Here is a 23,089-nt window from a genome sequence, read left to right as displayed (position 1 = left end):
GGGTTCTCAATCTCCAGGCAAAAACGACACACGCAAGTTACGGCATTTTGCCAGTATGCTCCGTGCCTTGAACAGGGAAAATCACACTTGGCTGAGCGCCCGGGGCTTGGCCATCGGCGAGGTGGTGCCACGGCTGTCGTACAGCGAGGGAGAGTCGCCACCCATGAGGATGCTGACCTGGTTGGCCGTGGCGCGCTGCTGTATATGGATGACCTGGCCATTGGTCTCGTTGGCCTTCTGGCAGGCGTCCATCAATGCGCTGAGTGCATCGAGCCGTTGCAGCAGGGCCTCACCATTGGGCGACTGTGCGGCCAAGGCCTGCACGCCTGCGCGATCGGTGCTGAGGCCGATGTCGCGCAGCAACTGGCTGCGTCGGCGACCCTGCTGCTCGAGCAAGATGATCAACGACTGCTTACGGGCCAGAATCTGTTCCAGTAGCGGCATGTCGCGCCCGTGCAGGGCGACCGTCTCGCTTTGGAGCAGATCGAGCAATTCCTGCGTTGGCGCGATGTCGTTTTCGATCAGTTGCAGCAGAGTGATGTCGTGCATGGCTAACTCTTGGCGTGTTGCGTCCTTGAAGTCAGCGCGCCTGGAGGTTAGCGCTGGGCTTCGAAATCAAGCAGTTTACTGGCGACGCGGTCGGCGTCGACCTTGTAGCTGCCATCCGCGATCGCTTGTTTCAACTCGGCCACACGGGCGCTGTTGACGGTCGGCTGGTCGCGCAGGCTGTCGCTGATCTTCTGCAGCTGCTGGGCCTCTGGGCTGAAGTGTACTGCTTCACCGCTGGCATTGGCGCTGGGCGCTACGCTGCTGGCGTCGGTTTTGTCGACGTTGCCAGGCGCGGCATTGCCGCGAACGCCACCCGTGCTGGGCGGAGAATTATTCACACGACTGAAGTCGATGACCATGATCAAAACCTCTGGGTATTTGTACGCATACCCTGTTTTCGGCCAACCCGAAAAAAACTTTAGGCAGGAATGCAATGCTGTCTGGCAGCACGCGTGCGTGGACCCGATAACTGACACAGTTTAGGGGGACCGGTTCCCTGCCGCCAGCCTTCTGTCGTCATCCTGCGGAGAATCTTGCCTACATGGCCACTTCGACCTGCCCTGGGCCGGTGATCCGTGCCTTGACCACGCGCTTGGAGTTGAGGTTTCGCACCCGGATCTGTTCGTACAGGCCACCTTTGCTCAAGGCCTCACCCGGCATGCGTACACTGAGGGTGCCGCTGTGCGCAACAATCACCACGTGATCACCTTTGCGCACCACCTCCGCCTGTTCCAGATGTTGCTGGGTCAGTACCTGGTCGATCACCGTCGGGCGCACCAGCTTCATGCCGACAGCCTGGTCCGTTTCTGTCAGGTAGCCACGGCTCAGCGTGCCGACATCGCGCTCGCGCAGGGCGACGTCGTTCTCGCTGATCACGCTTTCACGCTGGAGCGGACGGGTCATCACGATCACTTTGCGCAGTAAGCGCACCTGTGCAGGAATGTAGATCGACCATGGGGCTGCGCTGTCGCAGCGCACTTTCACCGTGACCCGGCCTAAAGGGGTCGGGCTTTCCAGTGACGCGTCAAGTTGCTGGCTGCATTGCGGCATGCGCAGGCGGGGGTCGAGGCTGTTGACCTGGATCTCATAGCGGCCGCCGGTCTGGGTGGTCGCCAGATAATCTTCCACGGTGAACTCAAGAAACCCTTGGGTGACACCGATAAGCTGTTCAGGCAAGGTAAAAGCATCCGCCAGCGTGCGAACACCGGGTGCCATGAGGCACAGGGTGGCCAGCGAGCCGGTCAGCAGGCGCGTCAGTCGTCGGGAAAATGTCGTTTTCGTATACATGACGCTCAAAAAAGCAAAGCCCGTGCCGATTTGGTATGCAGGCAATCGTTGGAGGGGTCCGGCATGGCTGGAGTGATGGATTCGGTCAACCAGCGCACGCAGCTGGTGGGGCAGAATCGCCTGGAGCTGTTGTTGTTTCGCCTCAATGGCGACCAGCTCTACGGCATCAATGTGTTCAAGGTCCGGGAGGTGTTGCAGTGCCCGGATCTGACGGTGCTGCCCAAGTCGCATTCGGTAGTGCGTGGGGTGGCCAACATTCGCGGGGCGACCATTCCGATCCTGGACCTGTCGATGGCGACGGGCTTGCCGGGGTTGAAGGAAGACACGCGTAACAGCTTTGTGATCATCACCGAGTACAACACCAAGACCCAGGGTTTTTTGGTGCACTCGGTCGAGCGCATCGTCAACATGAACTGGGAAGAGATCCATCCGCCACCCAAGGGGACCGGGCGCGATCACTACCTGACCGCGGTCACCCGGGTCGACAATCGCATGGTCGAGATCATCGATGTTGAAAAGGTGCTGGCGGAAGTGGCGCCGTCGTCCGAGTCGGTGTCCGAGGGTGTGATCGATGCCGAGGTGCAGGACAAGGCCGTGCTGCTGCGGGTGCTGACCGTCGATGATTCGTCGGTGGCACGCAAGCAGGTCAGCCGCTGTCTGCAGACTGTCGGTGTCGAGGTGGTGGCGCTCAACGATGGTCGTCAGGCGCTGGATTACCTGCGCAAGCTGGTCGATGAAGGCAAGCGGCCGGAGGAGGAATTCCTCATGATGATCTCGGATATCGAGATGCCGGAAATGGACGGCTACACCCTCACGGCCGAGATCCGCAGCGACCCGCGCATGCAAAAGCTGCACATCGTCCTGCATACTTCGCTGTCCGGGGTCTTCAACCAGGCCATGGTCAAGAAGGTCGGGGCCGATGATTTCCTGGCCAAGTTCAAGCCGGACGACCTTGCCCAGCGGGTAGTCGACCGGATCAAGGCAACGCATTGAAACGGCCGGGGCCAGTCCCCGGCGCTAGCGATTTAGAAAGAGGCGGCACCATTGTCTACGGGTAATTTGGATTTCGAACAGTTCCGGGTCTTCCTGGAGAAAGCCTGTGGCATCCTGCTGGGCGAGAATAAGCAGTACCTGGTCTCCAGCCGTCTCAACAAGCTGATGGAGCAGCAGGGCATCAAGTCGTTGGGCGAGCTGGTGCAGCGTATCCAGGCACAGCCGCGGGGTGGTTTGCGTGAGCAGGTGGTCGATGCCATGACCACCAACGAAACCCTGTGGTTTCGTGATACCTACCCCTTCGAGGTGCTCAAGAACAAGGTCATCCCCGAGTTCATCAAGGGTAACCCGGGCCAGCGCCTGCGCATCTGGTCGGCGGCCTGCTCGTCGGGGCAGGAGCCGTACTCCATCTCCATGGCCATCGACGAGTTCGAGCGCGGCAACCTTGGCCAGCTGAAGATGGGCGCGCAGATCGTTGCGACTGACCTGTCCGGCTCGATGCTCACCAACTGCAAGACCGGCGAATACGACAGCCTGGCCATTGCTCGCGGCCTGTCGCAGGAGCGCCTGCAGCGCTACTTCGACCCCAAGGGGCCGGGGCGCTGGGCGGTCAAGGCGCCGATCCGCAGCCGCGTCGAGTTCCGCTCGTACAACCTGCTGGACAGCTATGCGCCCTTGGGCAAGTTCGACATCGTGTTCTGCCGCAACGTGCTGATCTACTTCTCGGCCCAGGTCAAGAAGGACATTCTGTTGCGTATCCATGGCACGCTGAAGCCCGGTGGCTATCTGTTCCTTGGCGCATCCGAGGCGCTCAACGGTTTGCCGGACCACTATCAGATGGTCCAGTGCAGCCCGGGCATCATCTATCAGGCCAAGTAACGCCTGAGGCTGCAAGCGAAGGCCGGTGTCGTGAGACACCGGCCTTTTTCATGGGCGTGGCAAATGACGTCAATTTTTTGGTTTGCCGCTTTTGCCGGGTGGCAATTGCCGCTTGCCTGCTGCGCGGCGGAAGCGATTTGCCGCTTTTCTGGCAATGGCGGCAGGCCGAAAAGCCCCGGGGGCCAGTGAATGCGGGGCTTTGCAAAGCTGGCATAGCCCTTGCTAAAGCTTAGCCAACGAAATTCTGGTCACCTATGAAGGTTTCCCTGATATGAGCATCAGCTTCGACAAGGCGCTTGGCATACACGAAAAGGCATTGGGCTTCCGCGCCCAGCGTGCCGAAGTGCTGGCCAACAACATCGCCAACGCCGATACGCCGAACTACAAGGCGCGTGACATGGACTTCTCGTCGGTGCTCGCCGCCGAGGCCGACAAGCAGCAGAAAGGGCGCATCGCCCTGGACCGCACCAACAATCGGCATATCGAGGCTGAAGGGTTGGCAATGGCCGACGACACCCTGCAGTACCGTACCCCGATGCAGCCGTCGATCGACCAGAACACCGTCGATGCCCAGATCGAGCAATCGAACTACACAGAGAACGCGATCGGCTTCCAGGCCAGCTTCACGTTGCTCAACAGTAAATTCAAAGGGCTGGTATCGGCCCTGCGCGGAGAGTGACCATGTCCCTTGCCAGTGTCTTCAATATCGCCGGTAGCGGCATGAGCGCGCAGAACACGCGCCTGAACACCGTTGCCTCGAACATCGCCAACGCCGAGACCGTCTCCTCGAGCATCGACCAGACCTACCGTGCACGCCACCCGGTGTTCGCCACTACCTTCCAGAACGCGCAGGCCGGCGTCGGCCAGTCGCTGTTCGAAGAGCAGGGCGAGGCCGGGCAGGGCGTGCAGGTCAAGGGCATCATCGAGGACCAGAGCAACCTCGAGGCGCGCTACGAGCCGAACCATCCGGCGGCCAACAAGGACGGCTACGTCTACTACCCGAATGTGAACGTGGTCGAGGAGATGGCCGACATGATCTCCGCCAGCCGCGCGTTCCAGACCAACGCCGAGCTGATGAACACCGCCAAGAACATGATGCAGAAAGTGCTGACCCTGGGTCAGTAAGCACGGAGCCGCCATGACCACAACCAATACCAGTAACGATGTCGGTAGTTCCTACCTGAAATCGTTGCAGAAGACCGACAGCAAGAACAGCAGTACCACCGGTCAGGCCGGCAGTGCGCTGGGCAAGGATGCGTTCCTGCAGCTGCTGGTCACGCAGATGAAAAACCAGAACCCGCTCGATCCGCAGGAGAACGGTGAGTTCGTCGCGCAGCTGGCGCAGTTCAGCAGCCTGGAAGGTATCCAGTCGCTGAACGATTCGGTCAACGGGATCCTGACCGGCATTGGCTCGTCCCAGGCGCTGCAGGCCACCTCTCTGGTCGGCCGCTCGGTGATCGTGCAGACCGACAAGGCCGTGGTGGACACCACTGCCAGCTTCAATGGCCAGGTCGTGGTGCCGCAGAGCATCAGCGATGGCAAGGTCAGCATCAAGGACAAGGACGGTAACGTCGTCAAGACCATCCAGCTGGGTGCGCAAAAGGCCGGTACCGCCGACTTCATCTGGGATGGCACCAATGAAAAGGGCGAGAAAGTCGCCCCAGGCACCTACACCTTCACGGCTGAGACCACGGTCGAGGGCAAGGCCAAGACGCTGTCCACCTTGCTCCCGGCAAGGGTCAACAGTGTCAGCTTCCAGAACGGCAGCGAGATGATGCTCGACCTGGCCGGCATCGGCAAAATCGGCATCTCCAAAGTCACCAGCATCGGAATCTAACGCCGCAGAATCGGCACAAGGAGCGAGTCAATGTCTTTCAATATCGGCCTGAGCGGTCTCTACGCGGCGAACAAGGCTCTGAACGTTACCGGCAACAACATTGCCAACGTGGCCACCACCGGTTTCAAATCGTCGCGCGCCGAGTTCGCCGACCAGTATTCGCAGTCGATCCGCGGTACCTCCGGCGGCAAGACCCAGGTCGGCAGCGGCGTGAAAACCATGGCCGTTTCGCAGATGTTCAACCCGGGCAACATCAATGGCACCGGCCAGGCGCTGGACATGGCCATCGACGGTAACGGTTTCTTCGCTCTGAGCGACAACGGTTCGCGCATCTATACCCGTGCCGGCGCCTTCTACAGCGACAAGGACGGCTACGTCGTCAACTCCAGCGGTGCCAACCTGCAGGGTTATGCGGTGGACGCCAACGGCAAGGTCGTCAAGGGCGTGCTGACCGATCTGAAGATCGACACTTCGAACCTCAAGCCCAACCCGACCGGCCGTGTCTCCGAGACCGTCAACCTCAACTCCAGCGCCACCGCGCCGAGCGTGGCGGTGTTCGATCCGGCCAACGTCAACAGCTACAACTACACCTTCAACACCGATGTCTATGACAGCCAGGGCAACGCGCACCAGCTCAACCAGTACTTCGTCAAGGATGCCGGCACCAACTCCTGGACCATGTACACCACCGTCGACGGTCGCAACCCGGCCGACCCGACCTTGACCACGCCGCTGGTCAACAAGCTGCCGTTCAATACCGACGGTACCTTGAATACCGCAGGCATGACGGCAGGTCCGGTAGCCGGCGGCCTGACCATTAGTGCCGACAAGACCTTCCAGCTCACCGGCTGGGTGCCGGCCGAGAAGACTGCGGCGGGCGCCTGGGTTGCCAACGGCGCCACCGCGCGCCCGGGTGGCGTTACCCTCGATATGCTGGCTACTACCCAGTACAACTCGGCGTCGGCCACCACCGCCAAGAGCCAGGACGGCTATGCCACCGGTGAACTCGCCGGCTTGACCGTCGACCAGAGCGGCAACATGTTCGCCAACTTCACCAACGGCCAGGACAAGATCATCGGCCAGGTGGCGATCGCCAACTTCGCCAACCTGCAAGGTCTGACCCCGGTGGGCGGCACGGCCTGGAAAGAGTCCTACGCTTCGGGCGTGCCGATCATCGGCGAGCCGGATACCGGCACCCTGGGCCGCATTGCTGGCAGCTCCCTGGAAGACTCCAACGTCGACCTGACTGGCGAGTTGGTCAACCTGATCAAGGCGCAGAGCAACTACCAGGCCAACGCCAAGACCATTTCCACTGAAAGCACCATCATGCAGACCATCATCCAGATGACCTGATGATCGTGGTTGGGCAAAGCCCCTGCTTGCAGGGGCTTTTTCACATCTGGCGGAGGGTGATGCCATGAGCACAGTGTCGAGGATTGCGGGGTTGCTGGTTGTGCTGCTGGTTGCGTCCTCGCTGCAGGCTGCGCCAGCGCCCTGGTACCAGTGGCAAAGCCTGGCTACCGGGCGCTACCTGTGTTCGGCAACCAACCCGGGTGATGGCTGGAAGCTGCACTCGGGGCCATACAGCAATGGGGCATGCCGCAATGACTGATTCGGCGCTTGCCGCCAGCGGCAAACATTCGCCGACAAACTGACGCTCGGCAGGCCTGCGTGGCCTTGAAAGCCCCGTATTGAAAGGCTTTGCCAGTGTGGTTCGATAATTGCTTAAGCCTTGCCAACGACAGCGCGGCAAGGTTCGCGCAGAGGAGATGCTGTGGACAAGATGCTTTATGTGGCCATGACCGGTGCCAGCCAGAACGCGCTGGCGCAGAAGGCCCATGCCAACAACCTGGCGAACGTTTCCACCAATGGTTTCCAGCGTGACCTGGAGCAGGCGCGTTCCATGCCGGTGTTTGGTGACAGCTTTCCGGCGCGTGCCTTCGCCATGAGTGAGCGGCCGGCCACCGACTTCACCGGTGGTGCCCTGGTAGAGACCGGGCGCGATCTGGACGTGGCTGTCAGTGGCCAGGGCTTCATCGCCGTGCAGGCTCCGGATGGCAGCGAGGCCTACGTGCGTACCGGGAGCCTGAACATTGACGCCCTCGGTATGCTGCGCGCCGGCAACGGCATGCCGGTGATCGGCAACGGCGGCCCGATTGCTGTCCCGCCTGAGCAGAAGGTCGAGGTCGGCGAGGATGGCACCATCAGCATCCGCGCCATGGGTGAAGACCCGCGCGCGTTGGCCCAGGTCGATCGGATCAAGCTGGTCAACCCAGACATCAAGGGCCTGACCAAGGGGCTCGACGGCATGATCCACACCACCAGCGGCCAGCCCGCCAATGCCGACGTCAATGTCCGCGTGGTCTCGGGTTTCCTTGAGTCGAGCAACGTCAATGCGGTCGAGGAAATGACCTCGGTGCTGGCGCTGTCCCGGCAGTTCGAACTGCACGTCAAGATGATGAACGCGGCCAAGGAAGGCGACGAAGCCATGGCTCGGGTTTTGCAAATCGGCTAATCACATTTGAACGGGTGCCGTAAAACAGGCGCACGAGGAGAACACTAGATGCTTCCGGCTCTTTGGGTCGCTAAAACCGGCCTGTCCGCCCAGGACACCAACCTCACGGTCATTTCCAACAACCTGGCCAACGTCTCGACCACGGGCTTCAAGCGCGACCGCGCCGAGTTCCAGGACCTGCTGTACCAGATCAAGCGCCAGCCTGGCGCGCAGTCCACCCAGGACAGCGAACTGCCTTCGGGCCTGCAGGTCGGTACCGGTGTGCGCATCGTCGGCACCCAGAAGAGCTTCACCGCCGGCAGCCTGCAAACCACCGAGAACCCGCTGGACATGGCGGTCGATGGCCGTGGTTTCTTCCAGATCCTGCAGCCTGATGGCACCGTGTCGTACACCCGTGACGGCACCTTCCACCTGAACTCCGACGGCCAGATCGTCACCGCCAGCGGTTTCGCCCTGGAACCGGCCATCGTCGTGCCGCCGGACGCCCAGACCTTCACCGTCGGCCGGGATGGCACCGTGTCGATCACCACCGCCGGGAACCCGGCCGTGCAGGTCATCGGCAACATCCAGACCGCCGACTTCATCAACCCGGCCGGCCTGCAGGCGATCGGCGGCAACCTGTTCCTCGAGACCGCCGCCAGCGGCGCGCCGCAGATCGGCACCCCGGGCCTGAACGGTTTCGGCACCACCCAGCAACAGACCTTGGAAAACTCCAACGTCAGTACCGTCGAAGAGCTGGTGAACATGATCACCACCCAGCGGGCCTACGAAATGAACTCCAAGGTTATCTCCACTGCCGACCAGATGCTGTCGTTCGTCACCCAGCAGCTGTAAGCCATGACGGCCCGCCGATGCGGGCCGTTTGAACATCCGCTGGCTGTTGCCGCGGCCGTTACACCATGAGGTAAGTGACATGAATCGTCTGTTGTCCGTTTTCGCCCTGGGGGGGGCGGTGTTGCTGGCCGGTTGCGTCGCGCCGACGCCCAAGCCAAACGACCCGTACTATGCGCCGGTGTTGCCGCGCACCCCGTTGCCGGCAGCGGCCAACAATGGCTCGATCTACCAGGCCGGTTTCGAGCAGGGCCTGTATACCGATCGCAAGGCGTTCCGGGTTGGTGACATCATCACCATCACCCTCAACGAGCGCACCTCGGCGAGCAAGAACGCCGGCTCGCAGATCCAGAAGAACAGCAAGGCCGATATCGGCCTGACCTCGTTGTTCGGCACCATCCCGAATACCAACAACCCGCTCGGCAACGGCGACCTCACCCTCGAGGCTGGTTACAGCGGTGACCGCACCACCAAAGGCGACAGCAAGGCGACCCAGGGCAACACCCTGACCGGTTCGATCACCGTCACCGTCGCCGAAGTGCTGCCCAACGGCATCATCGCCGTGCGTGGCGAAAAGTGGATGACCCTGAACACCGGTGAAGAGCTGGTGCGCATTGCTGGCCTGGTGCGTGCCGATGACATCGCCACGGACAACACCGTGCCGTCCACTCGCGTGGCCGACGCGCGCATCACCTATTCCGGCACCGGCTCGTTCGCCGATGCCAGCCAGCCCGGTTGGCTGGACCGTTTCTTCATCAGCCCGCTCTGGCCCTTCTGAGTACGGATGACCATGTTCAACGCTAGGCGGTTGATTGCCGCGACACTTCTTCTGTCCTGTGCGTTCGGCGCCCACGCCGAGCGCTTGAAGGACATCGCCAGTATTTCCGGCGTGCGTGCCAACCAGCTGATCGGCTACGGTCTGGTGGTGGGGCTCAACGGTACGGGCGACCAGACCACCCAGACCCCGTTCACCCTGCAGACCTTCAACAACATGTTGTCGCAGTTCGGCATCAAGGTGCCGCCGGGTTCGGGCAACGTGCAGTTGAAAAACGTTGCCGCGGTGTCGGTGCATGCCGACCTGCCGGCCTTCGCCAAGCCCGGCCAGGTGGTCGACATCACTGTGTCGTCGATCGGTAACTCCAAGAGCCTGCGTGGCGGCAGCCTGCTGATGACCCCGCTCAAGGGTATCGACGGCAACGTCTACGCCATCGCCCAGGGCAACCTGGTGGTCGGTGGTTTCGACGCCGAAGGTCGCGATGGCTCGAAGATCACCGTCAACGTCCCGTCGGCTGGCCGCATTCCGGGCGGTGCGAGCGTCGAGCGTGCAGTGCCGAGCGGTTTCAACCAGGGCAACAGCCTGACGCTGAACCTCAACCGGCCCGACTTCACCACCGCCAAGCGCATCGTCGACAAGGTCAACGAACTGCTCGGCCCAGGGGTGGCCCAGGCCCTGGATGGTGGATCGGTGCGGGTGACCGCGCCGATGGATCCGAGCCAGCGTGTCGACTACCTGTCGATCCTGGAAAACCTCGAGATCGACCCAGGCCAGGCCGTGGCCAAGGTCATCATCAACTCGCGTACCGGCACTATCGTGATTGGCCAGAACGTCAAGGTGTCGCCGGCGGCGGTTACTCACGGCAGCCTGACCGTGACCATCACCGAAGACCCGATCGTCAGCCAGCCGGGGCCGTTCTCCAATGGCGAGACGGCCGTCGTGCCGCGCTCTCGGGTCAATGCCCAGCAGGAAGCCAAGCCGATGTTCAAGTTCGGTCCGGGCACCACGCTGGATGAAATCGTCCGTGCGGTGAACCAGGTCGGCGCAGCCCCAAGCGACCTGATGGCCATCCTTGAAGCCCTGAAACAGGCCGGCGCGTTGCAGGCCGACCTGATCGTGATCTGAGGACGACTGGGATGAATCCGAAAAGCCTGGTTTCCGGTCATGTCGACAGTGGCGCCTACACCGACCTCAATCGCTTGAGTTCACTCAAACACGGCGACCGCGACAGTGAGGGCAACATCCGCAAGGTGGCCCAGGAGTTCGAGTCGCTGTTCATCAGCGAGATGCTCAAGGCTTCGCGCAAGGCCAGCGACGTGCTGGCCGATGAAGAAAACCCGATGAACAGCAATACCACCAAGCAATACCGTGACATGTACGACCAGCAGTTGGCCGTGAGCATGTCCCGCGAGGGGGGCGGCATCGGCCTGCAGGATGTGCTGGTGCGCCAACTGAGCAAACGCAAGGCCAGCACGGTCAACAACAGCCCATTCCCGCGTGGTGATGGGCCGGCCCCGGCGCTCTGGGGCAGCCGGGCGGCGGAACCGGCGCGCGTTGAGCAGCCTGCTGCGGGGCGCAACGATGTGGCGGCCCTCAATTCGCGGCGCCTGGCCTTGCCGGTCAAGCTCACCGACCGCCTGCTGGCCGGTATCGTGCCTTCCGCGGCCGCTGGCGATGCGGCCCAGCCTGCGCCGTCGCTGGCCGGTGTCGCCCGCGGCGAATGGCAGCCGGCGCGGACCTTTGCCGCGCCCGCCGAGGGCATGCGTATCGTCGGGCGTGCGGTGGCCCAGCCGCCGTTGGCGCCCAACAAGGCCTTCGGCAACAGCGATGCCTTCGTCAACACCATGCTGCCGATGGCCGAGCAGGCGGCCAAGCGCATTGGTATCGATCCGCGTTACCTGGTGGCCCAGGCGGCGCTGGAAACCGGTTGGGGCAAGTCGGTCATGCGCAACCCTGACGGCAGCAGCAGCCACAACCTGTTCGGCATCAAGGCCACCGGCAACTGGCAGGGTGGCGAGGCGCGGGCGATCACCAGCGAGTTCCGTGGCGGTCAGTTCGTCAAGGAGACTGCGGCATTCCGCTCGTACGACTCGTACCAGGACAGTTTCCACGACTTGGTCAGCCTGTTGCAGAACAACAGTCGCTATAAAGATGCGGTCGGAGCAGCCGATAACCCAGAACAGTTTGCAAGAGAGCTGCAGAAGGCCGGTTACGCAACCGACCCGGACTATGCCCGCAAGATCATCAGCATCGCCCGGCAACTGCAGCCCACCCAGCAATACGCCATGGCTGGCACTACCACGAATCTATAAGGATTGAACCATGTCTCTGATCTCGATCGGGCTGTCCGGCCTGAGTGCCAGCCAGGCGGCGCTGTCGGTCACCAGTAACAACATCGCCAACGCTGCGACCTCCGGCTACTCGCGCCAGCAGACCCTTCAGGTCTCGGGGCCTGCGCACAATATCGGCTCGGGTTTCATCGGTACCGGTACTCAGCTTGCGGATGTGCGCCGGGTCTACAACGCCTACCTGGACAACCAGCTGCGCACCGCGACCTCGCTGAGCACCGATGCGGCCACCTACCTCGATCAGATCGGCAGTGTCGACAAATTGCTGGGCGACAGCAGCACCGGTATCAGCTCGGTGCTGACGGCATTCTTCTCGGCCCTGCAGACCGCCGCGGCCAAACCCAGCGATGTGGCGTCCCGCCAGCTGTTGCTGACTCAGGCACAGACGCTGAGTAATCGTTTCAATTCCATCTCCAACGAGATGAACAAGCAGAACGAGAGCATCAACAGCCAGCTCGGCACGCTCGCCGGCCAGGTGAACAAGCTGAGCTCGAGCATCGCCGACCTCAACAAGCAGATCACGCAGCTGTCGGCGTCCGGCGCTACGCCGAACACCCTGCTGGATGCGCGCAGCGAGGCCGTGCGCCAGCTCAACGAGCTGGTGGGTGTCACCGTGCAGGAGCGTGATGGCAACTACGACGTGTACCTGGGTACCGGCCAGTCGCTGGTCACCGGCAACCGCGCCAACACCCTGACCGCCGGGCCGAGCGCGGCCGACAAGAGCCAGTACAGCCTGCAGGTCAACTACCCGACCTTCTCCTCCGATGTCACCTCGGTGATCACCGGCGGGCAGATCGGCGGCTTGCTGCGCTATCGTCAGGATGTGCTCACCCCGTCGATGAACGAGCTGGGTCGTGTGGCCCTGGTGGTCGCTGACAGCATTAACAGCCAGCTGGGGCAGGGCCTGGATGCCAACGGCCAGTTCGGCAGCTCGCTGTTCTCCAGCATCAACAGCGCCGCGGCAATCAGCCAGCGCAGCCTGGGTGCCACTGGCAACAGCGCCGGCTCCGGCAACCTTGACGTGACCATCGCTGACAGCAGCCTGCTGACCACTCATGACTATCAGGTCACCTTCAGCAGTGCCACCGGATACAGCGTGCGCCGTTCCGACGGCACTGACATGGGCAGCTTCGACCTGACCGACACGCCACCACCGGTGATCGACGGTTTCACCCTGAAGCTCAATGGTGGTGGCCTGGCGGCGGGCGACAGTTTCAAGGTGATCCCCACCCGCGCGGCGGCGGGCTCGATCAGCACCACCCTCACCGATGCCAACAAGCTGGCGTTCGCCGGGCCGATCAATGGCACGGTCGGCAGCGGCAACGACGGTACCGGCACCATCACCCAACCGAAACTGGGTGCGGAGCTGGATATTTACGGCGGTGCCGGCACCGCGCTGATCCAGGACTCGATCAAGCATTCGATGCCGGTGCGCATGGTGTTCGATGCTGCCAGTGGTGGCACCCAGGGCTATAGCCTGTTCGACGCCAAGGGTGGCCTCATTGGCAGCGGCACTATCGTGCCGGGGCAGGAGAACAAGCTGACGATCAACGTGCCGATGCTCAATGCTGCCGGTGCGCCGATTCTCGATGGTAGTGGCAACCCGCGTACCTTCAGCATGGAAACCTCGGTAGGCGGCAGCCCGGCGGAAGATGACACTTTCACCTTCGGCTTCAACGTCGACGGCAAGTCCGATAACCGCAACGCCCAGTCGTTGCTCGACCTGCAGACCAAATCCACGGTCGGTGTCAATTCCGGCGGTGGCAGCAGCTTCACCTCGGCCTATGCCTCGATGGTGGAGCGGGTCGGCGCCAAGGCCAACCAGGCCAGTATCGATACCACGGCGACCAAGGCCGTGTACGACTCGGCCAAGGAGGCCCGCAATGGGGTTTCCGGTGTCAACCTGGACGATGAGGCGGCCAACCTGATCAAGTTCCAGCATTACTACACCGCATCTTCACAGATCATCAAGGCGGCGCAGGAAACCTTCGCCACCCTGATCAACGCATTGTAAGGAGTAGCCATCGTGCGTATTTCCACCGCTCAGTTCTATGAGTCGAGCGCTACCAGCTACACCAGCAACTTTGCCAACCTGATGAAGGTCAAGCAGCAGATCGACACCGGCGTGCGCATCCAGTCCGCTGGTGACGACCCGGTCGGCGCCGCACGCCTGCTGCTGCTGCAGCAGCAACAGGCCCTGCTCAAGCAATACGACAGCAACATGACCACGGTGAACAACTCGCTGCTGCAGGAAGAGAGCGTGTTGGCGACCATCAACGACGCCATGCAGCGCGCCAGCGACCTGGCGATCCGGGCGGGCGGCGCCGGGGTCAGTGCGGCCGACCGCACCTCCATCAGCAGCGAGCTCAAGGAGATCGAGGCGAACATCTTCGGCCTGCTCAACTCGCGCGATGCCAATGGCGACTACATGTTCGGTGGCACCAAGACTTCGTCGCCACCCTACGTGCGTAACGCCGACGGCAGTTACAGCTACCAGGGCGATCAGACCCAGCTGAGCCTGCAGGTGTCCGACACCCTGAAACTGGCGACCAACGACACCGGTTTCAGCGTCTTCGATTCGGCCAAGAACAAGAGCCGTACCGAGTCCGCCCTGGTGGCGCCGACGGTCGACGATGGCCGTGTATCCGTTTCGCCGGGCCTGCTGACTTCGAGCAGCGCCTACAACAGCAACTTCAGTGCCGGCCAGCCGTACAAGGTCACCTTTACCAGTGCCACCCAGTACAGCGTCACCGATGCCCTGGGCAATGACATCACCGCCGAGACCCCGACCAACGGCACCTACGACAGCAAGGCCGAAGGCGGCAACCGCATCGCGTTTCGCGGCGTCGAGTTCGAGATCACCTTGTCGCTCAAGGAGGGTGATGACGATCCAGACGCTGTCGTCGCCGGCCATGAGTTCAGCCTGCAGGCGCGTCCCGACACGCTGACCACCGTTCGTGGCGCCGGCAACCCCTCGGGTGCGCAGGTCACCGGCGGTGCTGTAACCGACCAGGCGGTCTACCGCAGCACCTTCCCTGACAGCGGTGCGGTCATCAAGTTTACCGGCGCCAACACTTACGAGCTCTACGCGCAGCCCCTGACCGCCGACAGCAAGGTAGTGGCCAGCGGTACCTTCACCGCGCCGTCACTGACCGTGGCGGGTGTTACCTACCAGGTGGCCGGTGTGCCGCAGACGGGTGACCAGTTCGCGGTCAATGCCAACACTCACCAGAACCAGAGCGTGCTGGAGACCATCAGCCAGCTGCGCACGGCCCTGGATGCACCAGGCACAGGTGATGCGGGGAACATCGCGCTGAAGAACTCCATCGCTTCGGCGGTCGCCAACCTGGCCAGTGCCCGCGAGCAGGTCGATATCACCCGGGGCTCCATCGGTGCGCGTGGCAACTCGCTCGATATCCAGCGCCAGGAAAACACCAGCCTGACCACCGCCAACAAGGTCACCCAGGATGCCATCGGCAACACCGACATGGCCGACGCGTCGATCATGCTGGCGCTGCATCAAGCCATGCTGCAGGCTTCGCAGCTGAGCTTCACGCAGATCTCCAAGCTGAGCCTGTTCAACCAGATGTAACTGAGCGGGTGCCCAAAAGCCCCGGCCAGCCTCGCGCTGCCGGGGCTTTTTTGTGCCTGGCGCACGACGCTGAGCGGCAGTTGGCAATAAATGAGTGTGACCAATGAGTCAAATCGCGCATCTTCCCTGTATTCTATGCGGCAGCTGCTGCAGCAATTTGTTACCGGTTCGCCAGTGACCTGCCCGATGTCGGCATGTCACGGATCCGGTAGTGGGCGCCCTCAATTCACCGAGTGGCGGTCTTTGCCTGTTTTCATTGGGAAGCCAGAATGATTGGCATCAAAAGCATCGCGAGTTACGTGCCCACCGCTGGCCTGGACAACTACGTCCAGGGTGCGAAGTTCGGCAAGGACGAAGAGTTCATGTTCGGCAAGATCGGCGCGTCGTTCCTGCCGCGCAAGGCCGAAGAGCAAGAAACCTCCGATCTGTGCGTCGAGGCCGCCCGTGCCTTGTTCGCCAGCAACCCCGAGCTCGATCCGCAGTCGATCGATGTGTTGATCGTGGTCACCCAGAACGGTGACGAAGAAGGGCTGCCGCACACCGCGGCAATCGTCCAGCACAAGCTGGGCCTGTCCACCCGGGTGGCGGCGTTCGACGTTTCGCTGGGCTGCTCCGGCTACGTCTATGGCCTGTACGCGATCAAGGGCTTCATGCAGGCGGCGGGGCTGAAGAACGGCCTGCTGATCACCGCCGACCCGTATTCGAAGATCGTCGATCCGGAAGACCGCAACACCACCATGCTGTTCGGCGATGCCGCCACCGCCACCTGGATGGGCGAGGACGCGGTATGGCAACTGGGCGAGGCGCGTTTTGGTACCGACGGTTCCGGTGCCGAGCACCTGAAGGTCACCAACGGCAATTTCTTCATGAACGGCCGTCAGGTGTTCAACTTCGCCCTGGTCAAGGTGCCGGCGCACCTGCATGAGCTGCTCGATGCCAGTGGCCTGCAGTCGGCCGATATCGATGCCTTCTGCATCCATCAGGGCAGTGCGGCGATCGTCGATGCGGTGGCGCGACGCTTTGAAGAGCAGCACCCGGAGAAGTTCGTCAAGGACATGCTCGAAACCGGCAATACAGTGTCCTCCAGCGTGCCGCTGTTGCTGCAGAAGCACATGCTCGACAGCAGTTGGAAGCGCGTGGCCATCAGTGGCTTTGGCGTGGGCCTGTCGTGGGGCTCGGCGATTCTCTATCGCGGCTGATCCGGCACGGTCAAAAAAAAGCGCCTGGCGTATTCCGCCAGGCGCTTTTTTTTGCCTTCGAGTAAGTGCAGAAAAGCCATAACCCCCTGATTTCGTGGGGGTGGCAGCGTGATGGCATTTTTTTTTTGCAAATGCCCTCAAGCAACCCCCGCAAACGACGATAAACATTACGAAGGTTCTCTAGGCCATACCCGGCGGATGCCAGGGCCGGAAGCCGCAGTACCCATCCAACGAGGATTTCGTCATGGCTTTAACTGTAAACACCAACATTGCTTCGGTTACTACTCAGGTTAACCTGAACAAGGCCAGCACCGCCCAGACCACTTCGATGCAGCGCCTGTCTTCCGGCCTGCGCATCAACAGCGCCAAAGACGACGCTGCCGGCCTGCAGATCGCCAACCGTCTGACCAGCCAGATCAACGGCCTGGGCCAGGCAGTTAAGAACGCCAACGACGGTATCTCGATCGCCCAGACCGCCGAAGGCGCAATGCAGGCTTCGACCGACATCCTGCAAAAAATGCGTACCCTGGCTCTGTCCTCGGCTACTGGCTCCCTGAGCGCCGACGACCGTAAGTCGAACAACGACGAATACCAGGCTCTGACTTCCGAGCTGAACCGTATCTCCGCTACCACCACCTTCGGTGGCCAGAAGCTGCTGGACGGTTCGTACGGCACCAAGGCCATCCAGGTCGGCGCCAACGCCAACGAAACCATCAACCTGAGCCTGGAAAACGTTGCTGCCAGCAACATCGGTTCGCAGCAGGTCAAGTCCACCGCCATCGCCCCGAGCGCGAGCGGCCTGGCTGCTGGCAGCCTCTCCGTTACCGGCAACGGCCAAACCGCCACTGTCGCCTACGCTGCTGGTGCCTCCGCCAAGCAGATCGCCAGCGATCTGAACGGCTCGATCGGTGGTCTGACCGCATCCGCCAGCACCGAACTGCAACTGGACGTAACCGGCGCTACTCCGGCCAACTTCAAGCTGTCTGTAGGTTCCAGCGGCACTGTTGACTTCGTAGGCGTGACTGACAAGGCCGGCCTGGCCGACCAGCTGAAATCCAACGCTGCCAAGCTGGGTATCAGCGTCAACTACGACGAAGTCAAGAAAACCCTGAGCATCAAGTCGGACACCGGTGAGAACATCAGCTTCTCGGGTGCGGACGCCAACGCCCAGGCCAACATCTCGATCGCTGCCAAAGACGGCTCCGGCAACTTCGCTACTGGCGCTGCTCTGGGTGCTGCTGCCATCGTCGTCACCGGTCAGGTTTCGCTGGACTCGGCCAAAGGCTTCTCGCTGGGCGGCGCTACTGCTCTGTTCGGTGCTGCAACCGTTACCTCGGCCAAGACCACCATCTCGCAAACCGACGTCACCGACGCCACCAAGGCCCAGAACGCCCTGGCCGTTATCGACAAGGCCATCGGTTCGATCGACAGCGTCCGTTCGGGCCTGGGTGCTACCCAGAACCGTCTGACCACCACCGTCGACAACCTGCAGAACATCCAGAAGAACTCCACCGCTGCCCGTTCCACCGTGCAGGACGTGGACTTCGCTTCGGAAACTGCAGAGCTGACCAAGCAGCAGACCCTGCAGCAGGCTTCGACTGCGATCCTGTCGCAGGCTAACCAGCTGCCATCCTCGGTCCTGAAACTGCTCCAGTAATTCAGGCGCCTGAGTAAGAGGTGGAAGGGCGCGTTTACGTGCCCTTTCACCTTTTTGACATGAGGAGTTCGAAGCATGGACATGAGTGTCAAGTTGAACCAGATGTACCCTTCGATGCCGCCCCAGGCAGCAGCGACGGCCAAGGACCCGGTGGTGGCGCCTGTCAAGGTGCAGGAGGCTGCGCCTTCTGAAGACAAGCCGCACACCCGCGAGGACCTGGAGAAAGCGGTGGGCGATATCCGCGATTTCGTCCAGTCGAGCCAGCGCAAGCTGGACTTCTCCATTGATGATTCAACCGGCCAGGTAGTGGTCAAGGTCATCGCCACCGAGTCCGGTGACGTGATCCGCCAGCTCCCGTCGGAAACCGCGCTGAAGCTGGCACAAAGCCTCAGCGAAGCTGGCAGCCTGCTGTTCGACGGCAAGGCATAGGCTGGCATGATTTTTGTTGCTGTCGGTCATTTGATGGATTTATCCGCCAAGGATCCGGCAGCTACTGAACAAGGAGAGCAATGATGGCAGGTACAACAGTCAGCGGTATCGGATCGGGCATCGATACCCAGGCGATTGTGAAGTCTCTGGTGGACGCGCAAAAGGCGCCGAAGCAGACACAGATCAATACCCAGACACTGAAGGCAACCACCACGTTGTCCTCTATCGGCAAGATCCAGGCGGCGCTGGACGCCTTCCGTGGCGCCTTGACCAGCATGACCACTGGCAACAGCTTCGGTGGCCTGAGCTTGAAGTCCTCGGATGAAAAGGTTGCGACCATCACCGCAGGGGCGGGCGCAGCCAACGGCTCCTTCAACCTGGTGGTGACCCAGCTGGCGTCGGCTTCCAAGGTCTCCACCAAGGTGTACGCCGGTGGCGCGACCAGCGTGGTCAACGCCACGACCAGTACCACCAAGTTGACCATCACCCAGAACGGCAAGGCTCACGACGTGAGCATTCCCCCGGGGGCCACGCTGCAAGATGTGCGTGAGAACATCAACAGCCAGTACGGCACGGCGGGCTTCAGTGCCAACATCCTGACCGATGCCGCGGGTTCGCGCCTGGTCATTACGTCCACCAAGATGGGCGAGGGCTCCGAGATCACCCTGGGCGGGAACTCGGGTGTCGACCTCGGGTATACCGAGGTCGATAAGCCCAAGAACGCCGAATACAAGCTCGATGGCATTGCCATGAAGTCCAAGAGCAATGACATCACCGATGCGGTGAGTGGCCTGAACATCAAGTTGGTGGGTGTTTCGCCTAACGCGACCGGCACTACCGACCCTGTGGTAACGACGCTTTCCCTGACTACCAGTTCGATTGCGTTGAAGTCGGGTCTCAAGGGCTTCATCGACACCTACAACGCATTGATCAAAGTGGTCAACGCGGAGACCAGGGTCACCAAGAATGCCGACGGCACCGTGACTGCGGCAGCCCTTACCGGTGATGCATCCATGCGTGCGCTGATGACCTCCATCCGCGAAGAAATGAATGCACTGTCCGGCAACGGCACCCTGAAGTCGCTTGCTGCGTTTGGCGTCACGACCGCCCAGGACGGCGGTGCGCTGAGCCTGGACGACAAGAAGTGGGATAAAGCCGCTGCCACCAACGCCGCTGACCTTACCAGCATCTTCAACGGCAAGGATGGCTTGATTGCGCGCCTGCAGAGTGTCACCGAGCCCTACGCCAAGGCCGCCACCGGCACCCTGGCCGAGCGCAGCAAGACCCTGACCGAAAGCCTGACCAAGCTCAAGTCCGAACAAGACACCTTGGACACGCGCATGGAGGCCTTGCAAAAGAGCCTGCAGGACAAGTACAACAACATGGACACCCTGGTCACCCAGTTGCGCCAGCAGCAGAACAACGTGCTGGGCACGCTCAACGCCCTGAACAACGCCAAGAGCGACAAGTAATCAGTGATTGATGCGAATGGCCGGGCCTGATGCCCGGCCTTTTTGCACCGGCCGGTAAAGTTTTGACCATCCGGCCCGATACAGGGACTATCGAACCTTAAGTTTTTTGCCCGTTACGAGGTCGCAAGATGAATCCCATGAGAGCCCTTCGTCAGTACCAGAAGGTCAATTCCCATGCCCAGATTTCCGAAGCCACACCCCATCGCCTGGTGCAGATGCTGATGGAAGGTGGGCTCGATCGCATGGCTCAGGCCAAGGGCGCACTGGCCCGTGGCGACATCGCCGAGAAAGGCTTGATGCTGGGCAAGGCGATCGACATCATCATCGGCCTGAGCGACGGCCTGGATGCGCAGAAGAGCCACGACCCGGCCTACATCGAGCAGCTTTCCAGCCTGTACGCTTACATGACCAACCGCTTGATGCAGGCCAACATCGACAACGATCCGGCGATCATCGACGAAGTTGCGCAACTGCTGATCACCGTCAAGAGTGGTTGGGATGCCATTGCCGACGCACAGCAGGCCGAGTGAGCCGGTGGAGGAGAGCAAGGTGAACAGCGAGCTGCAACGATTCGACGAAACCCGTGAGGCTCTGCTCTCAGCCCTGGGGGCGCGGGACTGGGGCGCGATCGGCCGGCTCGACGAGAGCTGCCGGGGCCTTATCGACGAGATGCTCAAGGCGCCGGAGCTCGACGAAGCGGTGGTCAAGGCGCGTCTTGAAGACTTGCTGCACGTCTACCGCGAACTGCTCGACGTTACAATGGGCGAGCGGCAGGCCATCGCCGATGAAATGACGCAGATCAATCAAGCAAAGAATGCGTCGAAGGTTTACCATTTGTTCAGTTAAGATGCACCGAACTGGGGAAAAGGCGCCATAAATTTGACTATGCAGGCCTTTTTGACTTAACTAGTGGCTGTTTTCGAAATTCAGACGTCCGAACACTGACCATTCAGTCGGGATGATGTCGCGCACGCCCGCCGGGCGCCGATATGACTAGGGAAGTTGCTATTGCATGTGGCGTGAAACCAAGATTCTCCTGATCGATGACGATAGCGCTCGCCGCCGCGATCTGGCGGTGGTCCTGAACTTTCTCGGCGAAGAAAACCTCCCGTGCTCCAGTGATGACTGGCAGCAGACGGTCGAGTCTCTTGCCTCCAGCCGCGAAGTGCTGTGCGTGCTGATCGGGGCAGTGAAGGCACCGGCCAGTGTGCTGGGGCTCCTTAAGACAGTGGCAGCGTGGGATGAGTTCCTTCCGGTGCTGTTGCTGGGCGATATTTCTTCTGCCGAGTTCCCCGAAGAGCTGCGCCGTCGCGTGCTGTCCAACCTCGAGATGCCGCCGAGCTACAGCCAGGTGCTCGATTCGCTGCACCGCGCCCAGGTGTACCGCGAGATGTACGACCAGGCCCGTGAGCGCGGCCGCCAGCGCGAGCCCAACCTGTTCCGCAGCCTGGTAGGCACCAGCCGTGCCATCCAGCATGTGCGGCAGATGATGCAGCAGGTGGCCGACACCGACGCCAGCGTGCTGATCCTCGGCGAGTCCGGCACCGGCAAGGAGGTGGTGGCGCGCAACCTGCACTACCACTCCAAGCGCCGTGAGGCACCCTTCGTGCCGGTCAACTGCGGGGCGATTCCGGCAGAGCTGCTCGAAAGCGAACTGTTCGGCCACGAGAAGGGCGCCTTCACCGGGGCCATCACCAGCCGTGCCGGGCGTTTCGAACTGGCCAACGGCGGTACGCTGTTCCTCGACGAAATCGGCGACATGCCGCTGCCCATGCAGGTCAAGCTGTTGCGGGTACTGCAGGAGCGCACCTTCGAGCGCGTGGGCAGCAACAAGACGCAAAGCATCGATGTGCGCATCATTGCCGCAACCCACAAGAATCTCGAGAACATGATCGAGGACGGGACCTTCCGCGAGGACCTGTACTACCGCCTCAACGTGTTCCCCATCGAGATGGCTCCGCTGCGTGAGCGCGTCGAAGATATTCCGTTGCTGATGAACGAGCTGATCTCGCGCATGGAGCACGAGAAGCGCGGTTCGATCCGTTTCAACTCCGCCTCGATCATGTCGCTGTGCCGACATGGCTGGCCGGGCAACGTGCGCGAGCTGGCCAACCTGGTGGAGCGCATGGCGATCATGCATCCGTATGGGGTGATCGGCGTGTCGGAGCTGCCCAAGAAGTTCCGCTATGTCGACGACGAAGACGAGCAGTTGGTGGACAGCCTGCGCAGCGACCTCGAAGAGCGCGTGGCCATCAACGGCCATACGCCGAACTTCGCCAACCACGCCATGCTGCCGCCAGAAGGGCTGGACCTCAAGGACTACCTTGGCAGCCTGGAGCAGGGTCTGATCCAGCAGGCGCTGGACGATGCCAACGGTATCGTTGCGCGTGCGGCTGAACGTTTGCGTATTCGTCGTACCACCCTGGTCGAGAAAATGCGCAAGTACGGCATGAGCCGCCAGGGCGGCGAGGACCAGGCGGAGGATTGACGCCCGGTCTTGCGCCTGGACCGGCCTCTTCGCGGGCAAGCCCGCTCTCACGGGATTGATGCAAGTTAGAAGTCTGCGCTGTTCCTGTGGGAGCGGGCTTGCCCGCGAAGAGGCCGGTACAGGTAGCCTGCATCCCCATCCGTGCCGCGCTCGCTTAGCCGCCGGAGCGGCGCTGGCATTCATCAAAAAGTCCGCAGGGACAAAACCGATTCCGCAGTGTCCGCCATCTTAAAGCAGG

General features: G+C 61.7%; 24 protein-coding genes. 21 read left to right on the top strand and 3 right to left on the bottom strand.

The window, feature by feature from the left end:
• Positions 1–81 precede the first annotated feature (81 nt).
• From ACO6VM_RS09445 to flgA, 3 genes are all read right to left on the bottom strand, one after another.
• The gene (locus ACO6VM_RS09445) at positions 82–549 is read right to left on the bottom strand and encodes a flagellar protein FlgN (RefSeq protein WP_347148332.1); all 468 of its coding nucleotides are present in this window, start codon (positions 547–549) and stop codon (positions 82–84) included.
• Between the two features lie 47 nt (positions 550–596).
• Positions 597–908: a flagellar biosynthesis anti-sigma factor FlgM gene (gene flgM / locus ACO6VM_RS09440; protein ID WP_110991894.1), complete on the bottom strand. Its 312-nt coding sequence runs from the start codon at positions 906–908 to the stop codon at positions 597–599.
• Between the two features lie 178 nt (positions 909–1,086).
• The gene (gene flgA / locus ACO6VM_RS09435; protein WP_347148333.1) at positions 1,087–1,836 is read right to left on the bottom strand and encodes a flagellar basal body P-ring formation chaperone FlgA; all 750 of its coding nucleotides are present in this window, start codon (positions 1,834–1,836) and stop codon (positions 1,087–1,089) included.
• Positions 1,837–1,899: 63 nt separating this feature from the next.
• On the opposite strand from flgA, the gene ACO6VM_RS09430 reads away from it, so the two are divergent.
• The 21 genes from ACO6VM_RS09430 (at position 1,900) to fleQ (ending at position 22,851) form a co-directional block, all read left to right on the top strand.
• The gene (locus tag ACO6VM_RS09430) at positions 1,900–2,829 is read left to right on the top strand and encodes a chemotaxis protein CheV (protein ID WP_153787307.1); all 930 of its coding nucleotides are present in this window, start codon (positions 1,900–1,902) and stop codon (positions 2,827–2,829) included.
• Between the two features lie 51 nt (positions 2,830–2,880).
• Positions 2,881–3,708, top strand: a complete 828-nt coding sequence (gene cheR, locus ACO6VM_RS09425; protein WP_347148335.1) for a protein-glutamate O-methyltransferase CheR — start codon at positions 2,881–2,883, stop codon at positions 3,706–3,708.
• 271 nt (positions 3,709–3,979) lie between these two features.
• Positions 3,980–4,387, top strand: a complete 408-nt coding sequence (gene flgB, locus ACO6VM_RS09420; protein WP_125464992.1) for a flagellar basal body rod protein FlgB — start codon at positions 3,980–3,982, stop codon at positions 4,385–4,387.
• A 2-nt stretch (positions 4,388–4,389) separates the two neighbouring features.
• Positions 4,390–4,833 carry a flagellar basal body rod protein FlgC gene (gene flgC, locus ACO6VM_RS09415; protein ID WP_401056441.1) on the top strand — a complete coding sequence of 148 codons (444 nt, stop codon included), beginning with the start codon at positions 4,390–4,392 and terminating at the stop codon, positions 4,831–4,833.
• 13 nt (positions 4,834–4,846) lie between these two features.
• Positions 4,847–5,545 (top strand): flagellar hook assembly protein FlgD, encoded by a 699-nt coding sequence (flgD, locus tag ACO6VM_RS09410; protein ID WP_401056439.1) that lies wholly within the window; start codon positions 4,847–4,849, stop codon positions 5,543–5,545.
• 30 nt (positions 5,546–5,575) lie between these two features.
• Positions 5,576–6,898, top strand: coding sequence for a flagellar hook protein FlgE (gene flgE / locus ACO6VM_RS09405; RefSeq protein ID WP_401056438.1), 1,323 nt, complete (start codon positions 5,576–5,578; stop codon positions 6,896–6,898).
• Between the two features lie 64 nt (positions 6,899–6,962).
• Complete coding sequence (locus ACO6VM_RS09400) at positions 6,963–7,157, top strand: hypothetical protein (protein WP_401056436.1); 195 nt, start codon at positions 6,963–6,965, stop codon at positions 7,155–7,157.
• Between the two features lie 162 nt (positions 7,158–7,319).
• Positions 7,320–8,060, top strand: a complete 741-nt coding sequence (gene flgF, locus ACO6VM_RS09395) for a flagellar basal-body rod protein FlgF (protein WP_401056434.1) — start codon at positions 7,320–7,322, stop codon at positions 8,058–8,060.
• 48 nt (positions 8,061–8,108) lie between these two features.
• Positions 8,109–8,894 carry a flagellar basal-body rod protein FlgG gene (gene flgG, locus ACO6VM_RS09390; protein WP_347148343.1) on the top strand — a complete coding sequence of 262 codons (786 nt, stop codon included), beginning with the start codon at positions 8,109–8,111 and terminating at the stop codon, positions 8,892–8,894.
• Between the two features lie 79 nt (positions 8,895–8,973).
• A complete protein-coding gene (flgH, locus tag ACO6VM_RS09385) occupies positions 8,974–9,669 on the top strand; it encodes a flagellar basal body L-ring protein FlgH (RefSeq protein WP_401056432.1) in 696 nt (231 codons plus the stop codon).
• Positions 9,670–9,681: 12 nt separating this feature from the next.
• Complete coding sequence (locus ACO6VM_RS09380; RefSeq protein ID WP_110991963.1) at positions 9,682–10,791, top strand: flagellar basal body P-ring protein FlgI; 1,110 nt, start codon at positions 9,682–9,684, stop codon at positions 10,789–10,791.
• A gap of 11 nt (positions 10,792–10,802) precedes the next feature.
• Entirely contained in the window at positions 10,803–11,978 is a 1,176-nt protein-coding gene (gene flgJ, locus ACO6VM_RS09375) for a flagellar assembly peptidoglycan hydrolase FlgJ (protein WP_401056430.1), read from the top strand.
• 10 nt (positions 11,979–11,988) lie between these two features.
• Positions 11,989–14,028: a flagellar hook-associated protein FlgK gene (gene flgK, locus ACO6VM_RS09370; protein WP_401056428.1), complete on the top strand. Its 2,040-nt coding sequence runs from the start codon at positions 11,989–11,991 to the stop codon at positions 14,026–14,028.
• Positions 14,029–14,040: 12 nt separating this feature from the next.
• A complete protein-coding gene (locus ACO6VM_RS09365) occupies positions 14,041–15,606 on the top strand; it encodes a flagellar hook-associated protein 3 (protein WP_401056426.1) in 1,566 nt (521 codons plus the stop codon).
• 269 nt (positions 15,607–15,875) lie between these two features.
• Positions 15,876–16,805, top strand: coding sequence for a ketoacyl-ACP synthase III (locus ACO6VM_RS09360; RefSeq protein WP_390967262.1), 930 nt, complete (start codon positions 15,876–15,878; stop codon positions 16,803–16,805).
• Positions 16,806–17,049: 244 nt separating this feature from the next.
• A complete protein-coding gene (locus ACO6VM_RS09355; protein ID WP_401056424.1) occupies positions 17,050–18,462 on the top strand; it encodes a flagellin in 1,413 nt (470 codons plus the stop codon).
• 75 nt (positions 18,463–18,537) lie between these two features.
• Positions 18,538–18,891 (top strand): flagellar protein FlaG, encoded by a 354-nt coding sequence (locus ACO6VM_RS09350; protein ID WP_153787294.1) that lies wholly within the window; start codon positions 18,538–18,540, stop codon positions 18,889–18,891.
• Positions 18,892–18,974: 83 nt separating this feature from the next.
• On the top strand, positions 18,975–20,363 hold the full coding sequence (fliD, locus tag ACO6VM_RS09345; protein ID WP_401056422.1) for a flagellar filament capping protein FliD: 1,389 nt from the start codon (positions 18,975–18,977) through the stop codon (positions 20,361–20,363).
• Positions 20,364–20,491: 128 nt separating this feature from the next.
• Positions 20,492–20,893 carry a flagellar export chaperone FliS gene (gene fliS / locus ACO6VM_RS09340; protein ID WP_401056420.1) on the top strand — a complete coding sequence of 134 codons (402 nt, stop codon included), beginning with the start codon at positions 20,492–20,494 and terminating at the stop codon, positions 20,891–20,893.
• Between the two features lie 19 nt (positions 20,894–20,912).
• Positions 20,913–21,209, top strand: a complete 297-nt coding sequence (locus ACO6VM_RS09335) for a flagellar protein FliT (RefSeq protein ID WP_401056418.1) — start codon at positions 20,913–20,915, stop codon at positions 21,207–21,209.
• Positions 21,210–21,375: 166 nt separating this feature from the next.
• The gene (fleQ, locus tag ACO6VM_RS09330; RefSeq protein WP_125859531.1) at positions 21,376–22,851 is read left to right on the top strand and encodes a transcriptional regulator FleQ; all 1,476 of its coding nucleotides are present in this window, start codon (positions 21,376–21,378) and stop codon (positions 22,849–22,851) included.
• Positions 22,852–23,089 lie beyond the last annotated feature (238 nt).

It is taken from the genome of Pseudomonas sp. GZD-209 (assembly GCF_049310485.1).
Lineage (GTDB): Bacteria > Pseudomonadota > Gammaproteobacteria > Pseudomonadales > Pseudomonadaceae > Aquipseudomonas > Aquipseudomonas sichuanensis.
This window is presented reverse-complemented; position numbering and strand designations above follow the sequence as displayed.

What these genes read in the sequence shown, in the direction of transcription:
- flgC (WP_401056441.1), top strand. Translation starts at nt 4,390, where the DNA reads ATGTCCCTTGCCAGTGTCTTCAATATCGCCGGTAGCGGCATGAGCGCG.
- fliS (WP_401056420.1), top strand. Translation starts at nt 20,492, where the DNA reads ATGAATCCCATGAGAGCCCTTCGTCAGTACCAGAAGGTCAATTCCCAT.
- flgD (WP_401056439.1), top strand. Translation starts at nt 4,847, where the DNA reads ATGACCACAACCAATACCAGTAACGATGTCGGTAGTTCCTACCTGAAA.
- ACO6VM_RS09445 (WP_347148332.1), bottom strand. Translation starts at nt 549, where the DNA reads ATGCACGACATCACTCTGCTGCAACTGATCGAAAACGACATCGCGCCA.
- ACO6VM_RS09380 (WP_110991963.1), top strand. Translation starts at nt 9,682, where the DNA reads ATGTTCAACGCTAGGCGGTTGATTGCCGCGACACTTCTTCTGTCCTGT.
- flgE (WP_401056438.1), top strand. Translation starts at nt 5,576, where the DNA reads ATGTCTTTCAATATCGGCCTGAGCGGTCTCTACGCGGCGAACAAGGCT.
- ACO6VM_RS09350 (WP_153787294.1), top strand. Translation starts at nt 18,538, where the DNA reads ATGGACATGAGTGTCAAGTTGAACCAGATGTACCCTTCGATGCCGCCC.
- flgG (WP_347148343.1), top strand. Translation starts at nt 8,109, where the DNA reads ATGCTTCCGGCTCTTTGGGTCGCTAAAACCGGCCTGTCCGCCCAGGAC.
- flgJ (WP_401056430.1), top strand. Translation starts at nt 10,803, where the DNA reads ATGAATCCGAAAAGCCTGGTTTCCGGTCATGTCGACAGTGGCGCCTAC.
- ACO6VM_RS09360 (WP_390967262.1), top strand. Translation starts at nt 15,876, where the DNA reads ATGATTGGCATCAAAAGCATCGCGAGTTACGTGCCCACCGCTGGCCTG.
- flgB (WP_125464992.1), top strand. Translation starts at nt 3,980, where the DNA reads ATGAGCATCAGCTTCGACAAGGCGCTTGGCATACACGAAAAGGCATTG.
- flgH (WP_401056432.1), top strand. Translation starts at nt 8,974, where the DNA reads ATGAATCGTCTGTTGTCCGTTTTCGCCCTGGGGGGGGCGGTGTTGCTG.
- flgM (WP_110991894.1), bottom strand. Translation starts at nt 908, where the DNA reads ATGGTCATCGACTTCAGTCGTGTGAATAATTCTCCGCCCAGCACGGGT.
- ACO6VM_RS09400 (WP_401056436.1), top strand. Translation starts at nt 6,963, where the DNA reads ATGAGCACAGTGTCGAGGATTGCGGGGTTGCTGGTTGTGCTGCTGGTT.
- flgA (WP_347148333.1), bottom strand. Translation starts at nt 1,836, where the DNA reads ATGTATACGAAAACGACATTTTCCCGACGACTGACGCGCCTGCTGACC.
- ACO6VM_RS09355 (WP_401056424.1), top strand. Translation starts at nt 17,050, where the DNA reads ATGGCTTTAACTGTAAACACCAACATTGCTTCGGTTACTACTCAGGTT.
- fleQ (WP_125859531.1), top strand. Translation starts at nt 21,376, where the DNA reads ATGTGGCGTGAAACCAAGATTCTCCTGATCGATGACGATAGCGCTCGC.
- flgK (WP_401056428.1), top strand. Translation starts at nt 11,989, where the DNA reads ATGTCTCTGATCTCGATCGGGCTGTCCGGCCTGAGTGCCAGCCAGGCG.
- ACO6VM_RS09430 (WP_153787307.1), top strand. Translation starts at nt 1,900, where the DNA reads ATGGCTGGAGTGATGGATTCGGTCAACCAGCGCACGCAGCTGGTGGGG.
- fliD (WP_401056422.1), top strand. Translation starts at nt 18,975, where the DNA reads ATGGCAGGTACAACAGTCAGCGGTATCGGATCGGGCATCGATACCCAG.